Raw genomic sequence first — 13822 nt, forward strand, 5'->3', positions numbered from 1 at the left:
CGCTGACCTTCGCTCGCGCCGCTCGCGAAGAGACCAAAAAACGCCGCTCGCTCCCTGCGGTCGCTCGCGGACAAATCATGTTTGCAGTTCGTCACCTCCCGTTGTGTTCGCGTCCGCTCGCTCCGCGAGCCGAATACCCGTTTTCTTCAATATTTGCGTCGAAAACAACGAATCCCAGTCGTCATCGTCGACGTCCCAGTACTCGGCCATCGTATCGCGAACCTGCTCGATGCGCCGGTCGCTTTCGGCCTCGCTGCGGCCGTGTGTCATCGCGAAGAAGTTGTACGGCCAGACGCCCTCGTGGCGCGGCCGTTCGTAGCAGTGCGTGACGAACGGCAGCGAGGCAACTTCGGGGCCGACCTCGCTCACGAGTTCGTCGGGGACGTTCCAGACGGTCATCCCGTTTTCCGTGTAGCCGAGCGCGTAGTGATTCGGGACGACGCCGATGCGTCGAATCTTGCCCTCTCGATCGAAGCGTTTCGTGGTCTCGAGTACCCACTCGCGGTCCTGGTCGATCGCGTCGGCCACGTCTGCGTATGGGGTCTCGGTAAGGGGCAGTCCGCCCTGAACCTCGAGGACGAGGTCGCGTTCGGCGGGAGTCAACGTGGACGCGTCCGTCGGGGTTACGTCGGGACCGAGGGCCGAGCAGTCGATGCCCGGTGTGGTCGACTCGCTCGAGTTCGAGTTCGAGTCCGAGGGGCCGAGCGGCCCGTCGACGTAGAATTTGGCTTCGACGCGAAACTCCTGTTGTTTGGGCAGGTTGTACGTCTCCTGGCCGGTTTCGGTCTCGATCTGCTCGAGGACCGCCTCGACCCGTTGGGCTTTGGCAACGCTCACGACGAACCAGACGTTCAGGTACGGATGCTCGCGTTCGTAGTTGTGTGCGACCTCGCGGTGGTCGTTGACGGTCTCGACGACCTCGTCGAAACGCTCGTCGGGGGCGTGCATGGCGACCAGTGTCGCCGCACCGCCGATCTCCTGTGCGTTGACGAGCGGGCCGAAACGAGAGAGTACGCCGCGCTCGTCTAGGTCACGAATCGTCTCGAGCAGCGCCGTCGCGTCGATGTCAATCCCCCGGTCGCGCATGGCTGTTGCTGCGGGTTCGAAGGGACGTTCTGTGACGGGAAAGCCGCCCTGAAAGGCGTTGACGACCGCCCGTTCGCGTTCGGTGAGGTCGACGTCCGAAGTCATACCTCTGCTCGGTACTGCTCGCTGATAAACAATCCGTCCTTTAGTCGCCGCGAACGCCCGTGACGTCGAAGCCGAGGTCGCGGATGTCGTCGAGAATCGCCTCGTGATCGGCGCTCGCTCGGTAGTAGATCACGATGTCGAAACTCCCCTCTCGCAGGAGTTGCTGGCACTCCCAGACGAATTCCTCGTCCTCGAGTGTCAGCCCCTGGTGCTGGTTCGAGGAAAAATCGGTATCGTCGTTGCCCGAGTAGACGTAACAGTCGGTCGGGTCGTGGCCCGAGTGAGTAGCGATAACGTCGCCGACGTCGATTGTCGCCTGCATCATCTGGACGTCCGCTTGCCCGTCGTAGTCGGTGTGGACGATCGCACCGTTGAGGTCGATTTCGCCCGGCTCGAGCAACGCCTTGGTCCGCCGATAGAGGTCGTCGTCGATGGTGTCTGCCATTGTTCACCGCGAAGCACGCCGAACTGATAGCCGTCACGATTTCCCCCGTTCGTAACGCCCCTTTCGTTCTCATGGTGTCGTATACCACACAAGACACATAGGGATCGCTGACCTTTTGTTCGCCAATGAAGCGCTGGCTCCGGCAACGCGTCGATGCAGTCTACGAGGAGGTGCTCTCGAGAGAGGTTTCCGGCGCGCCGACGCACGTTGCAGTTATTCAAGACGGGAACAGACGGTACGCCCGTCGGAAGGGTGACGACGCGACCGACGGCCACCGCGAAGGCGTCCAGACGACCGAACAGGTCCTCGAGTGGTGTCAGGAAATCGGCGTCGAGGAACTCACGCTGTACACGTTCTCGACGGAGAACTTCGACCGCCCGGAAGAAGAAAACGAGGCGCTGTTCGACCTGCTCTGTGAGAAACTCCGCGAGTTCGCCGACGCCGATAGGGTTCACGACAACGGCGTCCAGATTCGCGCCCTCGGCGAGGTCGAACGCCTCCCCGAACGCGTCCGCGACGCCGTCGAGTACGCCGAACGCCGGACCCGAAGCTACGACCAGTTCGTTCTCAACATCGCCCTCGCCTACGGCGGCCGGTCACAACTGCTCGAGGCGGTTCAGGGCGTCGCGACGGACGTCGAGCGCGAGGGGCTCGAGCCCGGAGAGATCACCGTCGAGACGATCGAAAACCGACTCTACGACCGCCCGGTTCGCGACGTCGACTTGATCATCCGAACGGGCGGGGACGAACGGACCTCGAACTTCCTGCCGTGGCACGCCAACGGAAACGAAGCGGCGGTCTTCTTCTGTGCACCCTACTGGCCGGAGTTCTCCAAGGCGGACTTCCTCCGCGGAATTCGGACCTACGAGCACCGCGAGGAGTCCTGGCGACGAACCCGCGCACGGCGAGCCATCGCCCTCCTCGGAGCCGTCAGCGATCCCGAACTCGTCGAAGCGAAATCGGTCGTCGAACGATTCCGCGACTCACTGCCCTCCGGCGAGCAACCTGATCCAGAAGAGTTCGAGACGGCCGAGAACGCCCACGCCGACGGACTCGACTCGAGCGGGCAGGCCGCGGACTGAGGGGCTGTTGTGGTTCTTTATCGGTGGTCGCTGCCTCCGGAGGAGATTATCGGAAACCGTTACAACACCCGTTTGAGGCGCCTCAGACGACAGTTTCGCAGTAGTCTCATGCTCGACGTGACAGCATTGTTCCACAAGAGCTATAGTTGTCATTCGTGCATCAGTAACCATGTCACCGTCCCACATTCGTATCGACATCGACAGATTTGCACGGGTGGCCGATCTGTCCGTCGAGACGGCGTACTCCATCCTCGCAACCGGTCGGACACGGATCAGCATCTATCTCCTCTCGAGGGCCGAGCCGACACTCACACTCGAGTCTCTCGCGTCGGGAATGACGCGTCTCGACGGAGTCTCACTGGAGCGTGCACGCGTGTCACTCGTCCACGAGATACTGCCAAAACTCGAGGATTATGGCGTTCTCGGCTACGAATTACAGGGCGAGGAGTTGTCCGTCGACGGGCCGATCGTCGGACTCGAGGACCCACTCGGTGTGGTAGTGGAAACCGTCGAGACGCCGGTGCGCACAGGGGTAGATCGGTAACCGACGTTCCTTATCGACCGAACCGTCGAGAGCGATTGCAGTACTCTCGAACGGCACGCAAGAAGTCTCGTTTGCGGAGATCGCGCCAGTTGACGTCGGTGAAGTACAGCTCCGAGTACACCGATTGCCAGATCATGAAATCGGAGAGTCGCTCGGCACCGGTTTTGACGACGAGGTCGGGTTCGGAGGGAAAGATCAGATGTTCTTCGACCTGCTCGTCGTCGATCTCGTCGGGCTCGAGTTCGCCGTCTTCGACCCGCGTCGCGAGCGTCCTGACGGCGCTGGTGAACTCGTGTTTTCCCCCGAGACCGATCCCGATCCGAATCGGCGCGTCGGCGCGCGTCCGGTCGTCCGGTCCGCGAACGGCAACCGGTTGCGGTGCCTCGATCGTCTCGAGTTCTCGTCGTAACGCCGGAACGGCAGCCGTGTCGAGAACGCTCACGTACACCGTTACCTGCGAGGCGTACTCGAACGCCCAGCCGAAACAGTCGGTCAGCGTCTCGTACGCTCCGCGCTCGAGTAGATCCCGTTCGGTGAGGACGAGGGCGATGTGGTCCGGCGGCTCACCCTCGTGGCGGCGAATGCGAAGCGACAGATACTGTTCGTACACTCCCACAGCGAGAGCGTTTCCCGCCCGTTCCTATACCGGTTACGGGTTTTCACGCCACGGGAACGCGAAACCGAACGGACCGTTCGGTCGTGCACACTCGAGGACGGTGCCCGGTTCGTAACTCACTGAGGCTGGCGAAAACACGGGTGTGAGCGGGTTCGGAACGGTTCACGAACCTTCAAGTAATCGCCACAGAAAGGACTCGATATCGTGACAGCAGCCGTTCGGCGGGCAGGTGCGTTTGCACTCCTTTGTACGCTCGCCCTCGCCGTCCCGGTCGGCGGCCCGTGGGTTGGCGCTGCGATCGCAGCCACGGTCATTCTGGGTGCGTTTGCCGTCACCAACGGACCGCTCTTCGACCTCCTCGCGTACCCCGGCGATTACGAGGACGGGCGGCTGTACGGACTCATCACCTTCGTTCTCGCGGCCGTGACGCTCGGACTCATCTCGGTTACGACGTCGATGTCGGTCGCCATCTTCGTCGCCACCGTGTTGCTCATCGGCTACGGCAACGTCGCGGAACAGCTTACCCGGCGACGAATCGATCACACCATCGTCCCCGTGGCGGTCTTCTGTTTGGTCGCCACCGGTGGAGCCGTCACAGGACAGGCCGTTACGTACGCGTTCACTGCCGAAAGCGGCGCTCAGGAAACGATCAGTTCGAGCGTTCCGACGATGCTCTTTCTCGGCGCCAGTGGCGCGCTCCTCGCCGCCCTGTTACGCGACATCTTCCTCGCACGCGACGACCCGATCGTCATGCTCTCGGTCGGCCTCCTGGGCTGGCTACTCGCCGAACTCGAGCCAGCACTCTCGCTGACGGGCGGCGAAATCGTCCTCGCACTCGCAATCACTGCAGCCTTCGGCTACGCCTCCTACGCCCTCGAGACGGCCTCCATCGCGGGGATGCTTACCGGCGTGTTGCTCGGATTGCTGACGATCGTCCTCGGTGGATACGGCTGGTTCGTCGTCTTGATCTCCTTTTTCGCGATCGGCGGCCTCTCCTCGAAGTTCCGGTACGAAGAGAAAGCGGAAATGGGCGTCGCCGAAGCGAACGACGGCGCACGCGGCAGCGGGAACGTCCTCGGGAACGCAGCGGTCGCGATCATCGCCGTCCTCGGCTACGCCGCCAGTTCGGCCTCGCTCGTACCCGGCGACCCCGAACCGACGCTGTTTCTGTTCGCCTTCGCCGGCTCCGTGGCGACGGCCATGAGCGACACCCTCTCGAGTGAGATCGGCAGTGTCTTCGAGACGCCCCGACTGATCACGACCCTCGAGCCCGTCGAACCGGGCACCGACGGCGGCGTCACCTGGCAGGGTGAAGTCGCCGGTATCGCCGGTGCAGTGGTCGTCGCCGGCATCTCCTACCTCCTCTTTCCCGAGGTCACCGTCGTCGGTGCCGTCATCATCGTCACGGCCGGCATCGTCGGGATGACCGTCGACAGTCTGCTGGGAGCGACGCTCGAGGGGACGGTGCTTGGCAATCAGGGTGTAAACTTCCTCGCGACGCTCTCTGGAGCGATAATCTGTGCACTCCTCGTCGTCTCGTTCGCTGTCTTCGGCTGAGGAGAACAACAGAGAAATTCAGTCAGTTCGGCTCGTCTGCCGTCGAATCGAACTCCGTACTCGACCACCACTGGGAGTACGCAGCCGCGTTCGTCGCGGCGAACACGACGAGTATCCAGAGTCCGAGCAAGGCGAGTGCGGCCGTCGGTGGCGGGGACATCTCGAGCGAATCGTACGCCGGCACGGGTATCAACACGTCGGTCCGAGCATCTTCAAGAAGTCCGGAAGAAACCGAGAGCTGAAGGGTTACTCCGTCTCGGGTGGCTCCGCGGCGATGTCGTCGATTGCGTGTATCTGTACGCCCGTCGGCCGCTTGGTGAACTGACCGAGCGACTGGGCGACGATCCGTTCGACGCCGCGGTCAGCCGCCAGGTCGAGCACTCGCTGGTCGAGGATATCGTCGAGAACGACCGTCGTCGGAGCCGACTCGAGTCCCTCGAGTTCGTCGTAGACCTCCCCGGCGGGCGCTTCGTCGATCGGCTCACCGTCGGCGTCGAGGAATCGGACGGTGTCGGTCTCCGCTCGGATGACCGCCGTCGCGTGCTCGTAAACGGTCCGAGGTGACTCGGAATCGTCCTCGAGTGCCTGCGGTGGCGTCGCATCGCGAGATGTGGGGGGCGAATCGACCGCGTCGGCGTCCGTGTCCGTGTCCTCGAGTGCATCCGAACGTGTTGACGAGCGCGTCGTCGTCGCGTCGTCAGTGGGGGTGGAAATCGCGGGCGCGTCTGAGACGTCTCGAGTCGTCGGCGTCGATCCCGTCGCGTTCGGGGGCGAGTTGCGCTCAGCCTCCGTCGGTGCCGGTGCGGGGGTCGAACTGCCGTCCGTCGCAGCAACCGCCTCCCGCGGTTCGTTTACCCCCGAGACGACGTCGTAGGGTGCTTTGTTTCGCAGCGAGGCGAACAATTGGTGGTGATCGAGCTCCTCGACGGAGGTGCCCGACGGCGCGAACGCCACGTAGTCGATGTCGCCGACCTGCGCGAGTTCTTCGAAGATGAGGTCGCCACCGCGGTCGCCGTCGAGAAACGCCGTCACCGTCCGGTGGTGTGAGAGTTCGGCCACGGCGTCGGGAACGTTGGTCCCCTCGACTGCGATGGCGTTTTTGACGCCGTACTTGAGCAAGGTGAGCACGTCCGAGCGGCCTTCGACCACGATTATCGCGTCGCTGTCGGTCACTCGCGGCCCGGCGGGAAGGCCCTCGTACTCGGTGATGTCCTCGACGCGAACGTGTTGGCGGACTTCCGAGAGTATCTCCTCGGAGCTCATCACGGAGTCGTCGAATCCCGTCTGCAGGAGTTCCTTCGCTCGATCGACGACCTCCTTGCGTTTGGCCGCGCGAACGTCTTCGATCTCCGTGACCTCGAGGTCGGCGTGACACGGGCCGACGCGATTGGTCGTCTCGAGTGAGGCTGCGAGCGTCGCGGTTTCGACCTTGTCGAGGCTGGTCGCGATAGTCAGATGGCCGTGTGACTGGCCGGCGGTGCTCGATATTTTGACGTCGATGCGCCCAACTTTCCCCGATTGCCGGAGGTCGCGGAGGTCGAGATCGTCGCCGAGCAAGCCTTCCGTCTGGCCGAAGATGGCCCCGACGACGTCGCTTCGCTCGACGACCCCGTCTGCCGTAACGTCAGCGTGGATGAGGTATTTCGAGGTGTCTTCCATGGTATCTCCCCTCGGATGCGATACCGCAGACACGGTACCACAAGCGGTTACCTAGATTTTGGGCCGTGACGGGGAAATAGCTGTTGACCTGTACATCATCACTATCGTCACGAGAGCGTGAGCAAAACGCTACACGAAAGGAGTACGAGGCCACTCAGTACGCTGGCCGAACCCAGTACCAGTACGCCGTCACGGCGAGCAAGACGACCGACCCGCCGAGGAAAAAGAGTAGACCCGGGGGCACCGTCGTGAACAGTACCTCTGCGACCTCCGCCATTCCGTCCCCTGTTCCCTCGAGTGAACCGTCACCGGTTGTCGATTCCCCACCTGCGCCGTCACCGTCTGCACCGTCGCCATCAGTGCTGTCCTCGCCGGACGCTTCGTCGTCGGAGTCCGCATCCTGCGCGCCGAAATCGTCGTCTGTTTCGTCGTCGGCACTCGAGTCGTCCGTTCCATCGGCGTCGGCTCCGTCGACATCGTCCCCCTCGGTATCGGCTCCATCACCGCCAGTCTCGTCTGTGTCGTCGGTGCCGTCAGCGTCGTCAGTTCCAGCCGGTGCACCAGCACCGCCAGCAGAACCGTCGGCGGCCGATTCGGCCCAGTTGGTCAGTCCGAGTTGGACCAGCAGACTCCCTCCGGCGAGGACGGTGAGACCGCCGACGAACCTCGAGAGGGCTTCGCGCAGCCGATTCGCGGCAGATTCGTCGCTCGTGACGATCAACGGCCCGTCCGTCGTCGCGTAGACGCTCATCTCGTTCCCTCGCGAGGAGTACCAGGTGTCGACGACCTCGACCAATCCCGCCTCCTCGAGGTTCTCGAGGTGATAGCGGACGTTCTGTATCGAGGAATCGATCGCGTCGGCGACGTCACTCGGTGTCCCCGGTTCGTCGTCTAACCGTGCGTAGATCCGCCGCGCCGTCGTCGACGAGAGCGCGCTAAACACGGCGTCGGCGTCGTCGCCCTCAAGGTCGACGACGCGCGGTTGGCCCTCGGATTCTGTGGGCTCAGAACGGAACGGAAACAGCCGGGCCATATCAGTTCGAGTGATATTCGCCTGCCGACCCCTATACACTTTCTCCTCCCTGAAAGAGCGATTTCACCTTGGGGAAAGTGCAGGACAGCATGCACTCGAGCGCCCGATAGGAAAATTTCTTCAATCGATCGTGTTGAAGGGAAACAATTACCAACGTCGACTCCAACCACGGCATATGCGTCGACTCGAAGTCTGGGGGTGGACCGTCGTCGCGGTCGTTCTCTGCGGACTCGCGATTCCGTGGTTCCTCTGGGGTGACGGTACCGTTGTCTGGGGAATACCGCTGTGGCTCTGGTGGCACGTCGGCTGGATGGGGGTTGCATCGGTCGTTTTCTGGGTGTTTACCCAACGAGCCTGGGGAATCGGCATCGAATCGAACTCGGCGACGACGGACTCGAGCGACGAGGGCAACTCGACTCGAGCCTCGGAGATGGGAGGTGACAGCCAGTGACGCTGACGGTCCAGCTCAGTATCATCGTCGGCTACCTGATTCTCGCGTTAGTCGTCGGATTGGTCGCCTACCGGCTGACCGACCGAACGGCGGAGGACTTCTACCTGGCGAGTCGAACCTTTGGAACGATCGTCTTGCTCTTCACGACGTTTGCGACGCTTCTCTCGGCGTTTACGTTCTTCGCCGGGCCGAACGTCGCCTATCAGGAAGGCCCCGAGTGGGTCCTCGTCATGGGCCTGATGGACGGCATCATCTTCGCCATCCTCTGGTACGTCATCGGCTACAAACAGTGGCTGCTCGGCCAGCGCCACGACTACGTCACCCTCTGTGAGATGCTCGGCGACCGCTTCGCCTCGAGACGGCTTCGCGGCCTCGTCGCGGGCATCAGCCTGCTCTGGCTCTTTCCGTACGTCATGCTCCAGCAGGTGGGCGCAGGCACGGCCCTCGAGGCCCTGACCGAGGGAGCCGTCCCCTACGCCGTCGGTGCAGGGCTCATTACGGCGTTCATGATCCTCTACGTCGTCGTCGCCGGCATGCGCGGCATCGCCTGGACCGACACCTTACAGGGGGCGTTCATGCTCTTCGCGACGTGGATCGCCCTGCTCTGGGTGCTCGCCGTCGTCGGCGGTCCGAGTGCGGCGACGTCGGCACTCGAGGCCGAAGCGGCTCACCACCTCGCCCTCGGGAGCGACTTCTACACGGTTCAGTGGATGCTCTCGACGGCGATCACGATCGGCTTCGGCGTCGCGATGTTCCCGCAGGTGAACCAGCGATTCTTCGCCGCGGGTTCGCGAACGGTGCTCAAACGGTCGTTCGCGCTGTGGCCGATCCTCTGTGTCCTCCTGTTCGTCCCCTCGTTCATGCTCGGTGCGTGGGCTCGCGGACTCGACGTGACGATTCCGGAGGGCGAGAACGTGTTACCGGTCGTGCTCGCGGAGTACACGCCCGTCTGGTTCGCCGCGCTGGTTATCGCCGGGGCGATGGCTGCGATGATGTCGTCGTCGGACTCGATGTTGCTGTCGGGCTCGTCGTACTTTACGCGGGATCTCTACCGACCGTTCGTCGAGGCGGACCTCTCCGAACACCGCGAAGATTACCTCGCTCGAGTCGGCGTCGTGATCTTCGCTACGGCAGCGTTCGTCGCCAGCCTCTGGAACCCCGCGACGCTCTTCGAACTCGGCGACGCGGCATTCAGCGGCTTCGCCCAACTCGCCCTCCCCGTGATGGTCGCCCTCTACTGGCGACGGACGACTCGAGCCGGCATCACCGCCGGAATCGTCCTCAGTCAGGCGTTCTACCTCTCGAGTCTCTTCGTCGCCGTCGTTCCGCGCGTTTACGCCGGCTGGACGGCCGGCCTCGTCGGGATGGGTCTCGGACTCGTCGCCACCGTCGGCGTCTCACTGCTGACGTCGCCCGCACCCGACGAACAACAGTCGCTCTACTTCGACGAACTGGGTGCTGACTGAAGCGAAGTCGTTTCGTCCCTGCGGACGTCCGTTTCCGATTCGTCCCTCCCACACCACCGTCCGCATCGATTTCCGCCGACATCGCTACTTAGTAGCTCCTCGCCGTCTACCCGCACATGGATCTCGATCTCGACGGTAACAGCGCACTGGTGACGGCCTCCTCGAGCGGTCTCGGCTTCGCGAGCGCCCAGGCACTGGCCACAGCGGGTGCGAACGTGATGCTCTGTGGCCGCGACGAACAGCGACTCGAGGAGGCTCGCGAGAAAATCGCCGAAGCAGCAGACGGTGAGATTCGGGCCACACCGACCGACATCACCGATCCGGACGACGTCACCCACCTCGTTGCCGAGACGGTCGACGCCTTCGGCGGCCTCGATCACCTCGTCACGAGCGCCGGCGGGCCGCCGAGTACGACCTTCCTCGAGACCGACGAACAAGACTGGTATCAGACCTACGACCTGCTCGTGATGAGCGTCGTCTGGACCATCGAGGAGTCCCGCGAGCACCTCCTCGACTCCGACTACGGCACGATCACCTGCATCACCTCGAGAACGGTTCGAGAGGTGGCTGACGGCCTCCTTCTGTCGAACTCGGTTCGCCGGAGCGTGAGCGGACTGGTCAAGACGATTTCCCGGGAGTTCGCCCCGGAGATCCGCGCGAACGCCGTCCTCCCGGGGACGATCGAGACCGCACGCATCGAGGAACTCGTCGAAGCGAACGTCGAACGCGGCGTCTACGACGACTACGAGGACGGACTCGCCGCCCTCGCAGACGAGATCCCGATGGATCGACTGGGCGAGCCTCGGGAGTTAGGCGATATCGTCGCCGTCCTCTCGAGTCCGCGCTCGAGTTTCGTCACCGGCGTCGAGGTGCCGATCGACGGCGGATTGATGCGAAGTTAGGCGCGAATCGTAACGCTCTCTTATCACCCCAATCTGGCAGTACTCGTGTACCGATCGGCACAGCTCGCGGGATACTTCGCGTTGCTCCTGACGGCTGGTGCCTTACTCGTCGGCTCGCTGGTCGACCCCCTCGAGATGCCCGCCGGAACGACCGGCGTGCAGGTCGGACTCGTGGTGACGGCCGCTGTCGCCGGACTCGTCGAGCACCGACGCTCGCTCGGCGCGTTCGAGTCGGATCAGCCGGGCTTCGATCGCTCGGACGCAGTCGATGGGGTCGCCGTCGTCGTCGGGGCCCTCGCAACCTACGCGCTGAGCGTCTACGCTGGATTCGGGCCGGTGCTCGCCTCCGCGCTGGTCGGGCTACTCGCCGGCCTCGTCGTCTCCGAGGTCGGCGCGCCGGTCTACTGTGGCTCGTTCGTCGGGATGGCCTCACCCGGCGTCTTTGGCTCCCTCGAGTACGTTGCCCTCGCCGGCATCGTCTCGGGACTCGCGTTCGCGGCGACTTCGGAATCGTTCGGCGGCGTCGGGGGCAAACTCGGCACGCTCGCGCTGTTCGGCTGTCTCACGGCGGGCGCGCTCGTCGGTCTCGAGTACGCCGATCCCGGCGCGCCCGAGTGGGAGTTCCTCTCCCTGATCGCACCTGTCGCAGCCGCCAGCGCAGTCGCCACCGTCGTCCTGAGCGTCCGCCTCGAGTGGGGTGGGGTCGTCGGCTCCGGCGTCGTCGGCGTGGTCGCCGGAATCGCCTTTCCGCTCGCGTTTCCGGCCCTCGGTTCGACACTCGCCGCCGTCGCCTTCTGTGCCTCCTTCGTCGGCATGTCGAGCGTCGATCGGCTGGCCGACGAGTGGCAGGTCGCCGTCGCCGGGGCCCTCTCCGGACTGGTCTTTCTGGCCGTGACGCCCGTCTTCGAGGGGGCTGGCGGCAAACTCGGCACGATCGCGTTCGTCTCCTGTATCGCCATCCTCGGGGCGCTCGAGGTGCACGAGGCTGCCGTCGAGTACGTGCATTGAGAACGAGGGAGAACAGTTAGTCGGCCGAAATCTGGCAGGTTCCGTCGTAGGAGACGTCTTCGACTGACTCGATTTCCGGTTCGTCGCCACACACTGGACAGGTCGGGTTCGAGCGCACGTCGACCGTCTCGAAGCCCATGTCCATGGCATCGTACATGAGGAGGCGGCCCTCGAGCACCTCGCCCTTCCCGAGGACGTACTTGACGACCTCGGTGGCCTGAATGCACCCGACGGTACCGGGAAGGACGCCGAGGACGCCCGTGGTCGCACAGTCGGGGACGGTGCCAGGTTCGGGCGCTTCGGGGAAGATACAGCGGTAACACGGTGGAGAGTCCGGAGACCGATCGGCGTCGGTCCCGTCGCTCGAGTCGTCCCCGACGCTTGACTCGGCCCCGCGTTCGTTCGTGAACGTCGTCACCTGTCCCTCGAAGCGGTAGATCGCGCCGTGAGAGAGTGGCGTCTCGGTGAGGACGCAGTGGTCGTTGAGCAGGTACCGCGTCGCGAAGTTGTCGCTGGCGTCGAGGACCACGTCGTACGCTGCGACGAGGTCGGCGACGTTCTCGGCGGTGATCCGCGTCTCGTGGGTGTCGACATCAATGTCGGGGTTCAACGCGTCGACGTAGTCGGCCGCGCTCTCGACTTTCGGCCGGCCGACGTCGGCGTCGCCGTGGACGATCTGGCGCTGGAGGTTCGAGCGTTCGACGACGTCGTCGTCGACGATGCCGAGCCGACCGATTCCAGCCGCCGCGAGGTACTGAATCGCAGGCGAACCGAGGCCCCCAGCGCCGACGACGAGCACCGAGGCGTCGAGCAGTCGCTGTTGGCCCTCGGGCCCAATCTCGTCCATGATGACGTGTCTCGAGTAGCGATCGAGTTGGGTCGCATCGAGGCGAAGGTCGCTCATACCCGTCAGTTCGGCCGAGAGGGGGAAAAGTCCGCTGGTCGGGTGGTGATTTTGAGTGTCTCGAGCAACCGAGACTGGGTCAGAACCGATGGTCAACGGTTTGATCCGTTATGAACCGGGGTTTGATGGATACCACTCGAGGCAGAGATGTGGGTGGACCACACGGTTTATTAGTGTGGGAGTTATTGACACACCTATGGCAACCTCACCCAGTGGAGCCGGTGACGACGTCATCGATCAATACCTTGCCGACCGCGGTCACGCGGTAGAACAAGTCGGGTGGGAACAGGACTATAACAAGAAGCAGTGCCCTGATTGTGGCGGACTCCACGATACGTCCGCACGAAGTTGTACCGTCTGTGGGTGGGAGCCGACGGTGTAATCCCCGCTCCCGTCTTCCCACCCGGAACCGAACTGATCGCCTGCCGTTTCGTTTCGAACCGTCGACATTCACAGAGAGCAACTGCATCGTCGGGGGCGGACGGATCCACATTTTTTGATCAACCGTCCCTCGTTGCAGTCGTCCAGAGTCGACTCACAGATCCGCTCGTACGTCGTGGGACGGACGGACAGCCGCTCGAACCACGGAAACAGTGTCGGCAAGCGGTTGACACCCGTGATTATCCGACGGGAGTAACCGATAATATTTCTAATGTTGTTCGATACAATTATATTCTCTCCATCACCAACATTTCGCTGAGAACGACTATGCCGGAGTGCCAGAACTGTGGGACGTTCGTCACGGATGCATACGCTCGCGTGTTCACACCGCGTGGCGTCGACAACCCTCGAGTCTGTCCCGACTGCCAGGACAAGATCCGAGACGGTGCCGAAATTCGGAACGCACGTTCGACGCGAAATCAGTAGAGCCCGCGAAACAGTGTCCCGCCGCGGTCCCCGGAATCGAATCGACATTTTTCTCGAGGAAAACCCACGTGACTTATGGGTGTCGCGCCCCTGAACA

At 63.3% G+C, this 13822-nt stretch carries 16 protein-coding genes; 9 read left to right on the forward strand and 7 right to left on the reverse strand.

The window, feature by feature from the left end:
* Positions 1-75: 75 nt before the first annotated feature.
* Positions 76-1191 (reverse strand): siroheme decarboxylase subunit beta, encoded by a 1116-nt coding sequence (gene ahbB, locus BLW62_RS04890; protein WP_090505700.1) that lies wholly within the window; start codon positions 1189-1191, stop codon positions 76-78.
* Between the two features lie 40 nt (positions 1192-1231).
* Positions 1232-1636, reverse strand: coding sequence for a DUF5778 family protein (locus BLW62_RS04895; protein WP_076579594.1), 405 nt, complete (start codon positions 1634-1636; stop codon positions 1232-1234).
* Between the two features lie 125 nt (positions 1637-1761).
* On the opposite strand from BLW62_RS04895, the gene uppS reads away from it, so the two are divergent.
* Both uppS and BLW62_RS04905 read left to right on the forward strand, forming a co-directional pair.
* A complete protein-coding gene (uppS, locus tag BLW62_RS04900; protein ID WP_090505702.1) occupies positions 1762-2718 on the forward strand; it encodes a polyprenyl diphosphate synthase in 957 nt (318 codons plus the stop codon).
* 169 nt (positions 2719-2887) lie between these two features.
* The gene (locus tag BLW62_RS04905) at positions 2888-3262 is read left to right on the forward strand and encodes a hypothetical protein (protein ID WP_139305375.1); all 375 of its coding nucleotides are present in this window, start codon (positions 2888-2890) and stop codon (positions 3260-3262) included.
* Between the two features lie 10 nt (positions 3263-3272).
* On the opposite strand, the gene BLW62_RS04910 is transcribed toward BLW62_RS04905, so the two are convergent.
* A complete protein-coding gene (locus BLW62_RS04910; protein WP_090505706.1) occupies positions 3273-3878 on the reverse strand; it encodes an undecaprenyl diphosphate synthase family protein in 606 nt (201 codons plus the stop codon).
* 204 nt (positions 3879-4082) lie between these two features.
* Between BLW62_RS04910 and BLW62_RS04915 the strand changes: the two genes are divergently transcribed.
* Positions 4083-5435 carry a DUF92 domain-containing protein gene (locus BLW62_RS04915; RefSeq protein WP_090505708.1) on the forward strand — a complete coding sequence of 451 codons (1353 nt, stop codon included), beginning with the start codon at positions 4083-4085 and terminating at the stop codon, positions 5433-5435.
* 22 nt (positions 5436-5457) lie between these two features.
* On the opposite strand, the gene BLW62_RS18530 is transcribed toward BLW62_RS04915, so the two are convergent.
* From BLW62_RS18530 to BLW62_RS04925, 3 genes are all read right to left on the reverse strand, one after another.
* Complete coding sequence (locus BLW62_RS18530) at positions 5458-5619, reverse strand: hypothetical protein (RefSeq protein ID WP_175459644.1); 162 nt, start codon at positions 5617-5619, stop codon at positions 5458-5460.
* A 62-nt stretch (positions 5620-5681) separates the two neighbouring features.
* Positions 5682-7094 (reverse strand): DNA primase DnaG, encoded by a 1413-nt coding sequence (gene dnaG / locus BLW62_RS04920; RefSeq protein ID WP_090505710.1) that lies wholly within the window; start codon positions 7092-7094, stop codon positions 5682-5684.
* A gap of 154 nt (positions 7095-7248) precedes the next feature.
* Positions 7249-8127, reverse strand: coding sequence for an ArsR/SmtB family transcription factor (locus tag BLW62_RS04925; RefSeq protein WP_090505712.1), 879 nt, complete (start codon positions 8125-8127; stop codon positions 7249-7251).
* 175 nt (positions 8128-8302) lie between these two features.
* Here BLW62_RS04925 and BLW62_RS04930 point away from each other — a divergent pair, with 175 nt between their 5' ends.
* From BLW62_RS04930 to BLW62_RS04945, 4 genes are all read left to right on the forward strand, one after another.
* Complete coding sequence (locus BLW62_RS04930; RefSeq protein WP_090505714.1) at positions 8303-8578, forward strand: DUF3311 domain-containing protein; 276 nt, start codon at positions 8303-8305, stop codon at positions 8576-8578.
* Positions 8575-10044: a sodium:solute symporter family protein gene (locus tag BLW62_RS04935; RefSeq protein WP_090505716.1), complete on the forward strand. Its 1470-nt coding sequence runs from the start codon at positions 8575-8577 to the stop codon at positions 10042-10044. Before BLW62_RS04930 ends, BLW62_RS04935 begins: the two co-directional genes overlap by 4 nt.
* Positions 10045-10160: 116 nt before the next feature.
* Positions 10161-10946, forward strand: coding sequence for an SDR family oxidoreductase (locus tag BLW62_RS04940; RefSeq protein ID WP_090505718.1), 786 nt, complete (start codon positions 10161-10163; stop codon positions 10944-10946).
* A 45-nt stretch (positions 10947-10991) separates the two neighbouring features.
* Positions 10992-11954, forward strand: coding sequence for a hypothetical protein (locus tag BLW62_RS04945; RefSeq protein ID WP_090505720.1), 963 nt, complete (start codon positions 10992-10994; stop codon positions 11952-11954).
* A gap of 16 nt (positions 11955-11970) precedes the next feature.
* Here BLW62_RS04945 and ubaA read toward each other — a convergent pair whose 3' ends face one another.
* Positions 11971-12858: an SAMP-activating enzyme E1 gene (gene ubaA, locus BLW62_RS04950; RefSeq protein WP_090505721.1), complete on the reverse strand. Its 888-nt coding sequence runs from the start codon at positions 12856-12858 to the stop codon at positions 11971-11973.
* Between the two features lie 196 nt (positions 12859-13054).
* Here ubaA and BLW62_RS04955 point away from each other — a divergent pair, with 196 nt between their 5' ends.
* Both BLW62_RS04955 and BLW62_RS18535 read left to right on the forward strand, forming a co-directional pair.
* A complete protein-coding gene (locus BLW62_RS04955; RefSeq protein ID WP_076579618.1) occupies positions 13055-13240 on the forward strand; it encodes an HVO_0416 family zinc finger protein in 186 nt (61 codons plus the stop codon).
* Between the two features lie 326 nt (positions 13241-13566).
* Positions 13567-13725, forward strand: a complete 159-nt coding sequence (locus tag BLW62_RS18535) for a DUF7563 family protein (RefSeq protein ID WP_175459680.1) — start codon at positions 13567-13569, stop codon at positions 13723-13725.
* The last annotated feature ends 97 nt before the right edge of the window (positions 13726-13822 follow it).

This window comes from Natronorubrum sediminis, assembly GCF_900108095.1.
Classification (GTDB): domain Archaea; phylum Halobacteriota; class Halobacteria; order Halobacteriales; family Natrialbaceae; genus Natronorubrum; species Natronorubrum sediminis.

What these genes read in the sequence shown, in the direction of transcription:
- BLW62_RS04895 (WP_076579594.1), bottom strand. Translation starts at nt 1,636, where the DNA reads ATGGCAGACACCATCGACGACGACCTCTATCGGCGGACCAAGGCGTTG.
- dnaG (WP_090505710.1), bottom strand. Translation starts at nt 7,094, where the DNA reads ATGGAAGACACCTCGAAATACCTCATCCACGCTGACGTTACGGCAGAC.
- BLW62_RS04905 (WP_139305375.1), top strand. Translation starts at nt 2,888, where the DNA reads ATGTCACCGTCCCACATTCGTATCGACATCGACAGATTTGCACGGGTG.
- BLW62_RS04930 (WP_090505714.1), top strand. Translation starts at nt 8,303, where the DNA reads ATGCGTCGACTCGAAGTCTGGGGGTGGACCGTCGTCGCGGTCGTTCTC.
- uppS (WP_090505702.1), top strand. Translation starts at nt 1,762, where the DNA reads ATGAAGCGCTGGCTCCGGCAACGCGTCGATGCAGTCTACGAGGAGGTG.
- BLW62_RS04940 (WP_090505718.1), top strand. Translation starts at nt 10,161, where the DNA reads ATGGATCTCGATCTCGACGGTAACAGCGCACTGGTGACGGCCTCCTCG.
- BLW62_RS04925 (WP_090505712.1), bottom strand. Translation starts at nt 8,127, where the DNA reads ATGGCCCGGCTGTTTCCGTTCCGTTCTGAGCCCACAGAATCCGAGGGC.
- ubaA (WP_090505721.1), bottom strand. Translation starts at nt 12,858, where the DNA reads ATGAGCGACCTTCGCCTCGATGCGACCCAACTCGATCGCTACTCGAGA.
- ahbB (WP_090505700.1), bottom strand. Translation starts at nt 1,191, where the DNA reads ATGACTTCGGACGTCGACCTCACCGAACGCGAACGGGCGGTCGTCAAC.
- BLW62_RS18535 (WP_175459680.1), top strand. Translation starts at nt 13,567, where the DNA reads ATGCCGGAGTGCCAGAACTGTGGGACGTTCGTCACGGATGCATACGCT.
- BLW62_RS04955 (WP_076579618.1), top strand. Translation starts at nt 13,055, where the DNA reads ATGGCAACCTCACCCAGTGGAGCCGGTGACGACGTCATCGATCAATAC.